Here is a 1,000-nt window from a genome sequence, read left to right as displayed (position 1 = left end):
GGCGTTGTTGGACAAATCAGCTGGTGACCGCAGTCCCCCTTTCCCCAGACACACCTATCCTGCGGCCACGGTCATCGGGATGCCGAGAGCCGTGAAGCGGTTCATGACCGCCGCGCGGATCTGGACCTCTGCCACTTGGCGGTCGAAGTCCCGTGACATCAGCCGCTGGCCGAGCTGCTTCACGCAGTTCATTTTCGTTTCGACTCGGCTGCGGCGGTGGTACCCGCTCCAGTTCCGCCAAAGCGCCCTGCCCAGGTGCTTTGACGCGCGCAGGATTTCGTTGCGCGCCCGGGCTCCGGCAGTGTCCGGCTTCCATGGCCTCGCGGTCCGCCTCGGCGGAATGACCGCTGCCGCGTCACGGGCGGCGATGGCATCGTGGCAGGCGCGCGTGTCGTAGGCGCCGTCGGCCGTCACCGTGGCGATCTCCTCCTCCGCCGGAATCTGGGTGAGCAGATCTGGCAGCATCGGCGCATCGCCGACATTGCTGGACGTGACCTCGATGGCCCGGATCTCCAATGTTTGCTCGTCGATCCCGAGGTGTATCTTGCGCCACACACGCCGCTTCGAGCCGCCATGCTTGCGCGTGTGCCACTCGCCTTCGCCCTCCACCTTGATGCCGGTGCTGTCCACTAGCAGGTGAAGTGCCCCCTTGGAGCCGCGATACGGGATGGTGACGTCCAAGGTCTTCTGGCGACGTGACAGCGTGCTGAAGTCAGGCATGGACCACCCCTGCCCGGACAGTTCCAGCAGGCTCGCCACGAACCCCGTCGTCTGGCGGAGCGGCAGCCCGAGGAGGACCTTGAGGGTGAGACAGGCCTGGATTGCGGCGTCGCTATAGGTTTGCTGGCGACCGCGCCGCCCGGACGGCGCCGCTTCCCATTGCATCGAGGGATCGAACCAGACGGTCAGCGATCCGCGCCGCCTCAGCGCCTGATTGTAGCTGCGCCAGTTGGTGGTCTTGTAGGTCGGCTTCGGAGGTCTGCTCATGCTGCCCGGCTAG

At 66.0% G+C, this 1,000-nt stretch carries 1 protein-coding gene; it reads right to left on the bottom strand.

Annotated elements, in window-relative coordinates; genetic code table 11:
- Positions 1-54: 54 nt before the first annotated feature.
- Positions 55-987: an IS5 family transposase gene (locus CLG85_RS27120; protein ID WP_095882504.1), complete on the bottom strand. Its 933-nt coding sequence runs from the start codon at positions 985-987 to the stop codon at positions 55-57.
- Between the last annotated feature and the right edge of the window lie 13 nt (positions 988-1,000).

The organism is Alloyangia mangrovi, from assembly GCF_002300555.2.
In the GTDB taxonomy this organism is placed as follows: domain Bacteria; phylum Pseudomonadota; class Alphaproteobacteria; order Rhodobacterales; family Rhodobacteraceae; genus Salipiger; species Salipiger mangrovi.
This window is presented reverse-complemented; position numbering and strand designations above follow the sequence as displayed.

What these genes read in the sequence shown, in the direction of transcription:
- CLG85_RS27120 (WP_095882504.1), bottom strand. Translation starts at nt 987, where the DNA reads ATGAGCAGACCTCCGAAGCCGACCTACAAGACCACCAACTGGCGCAGC.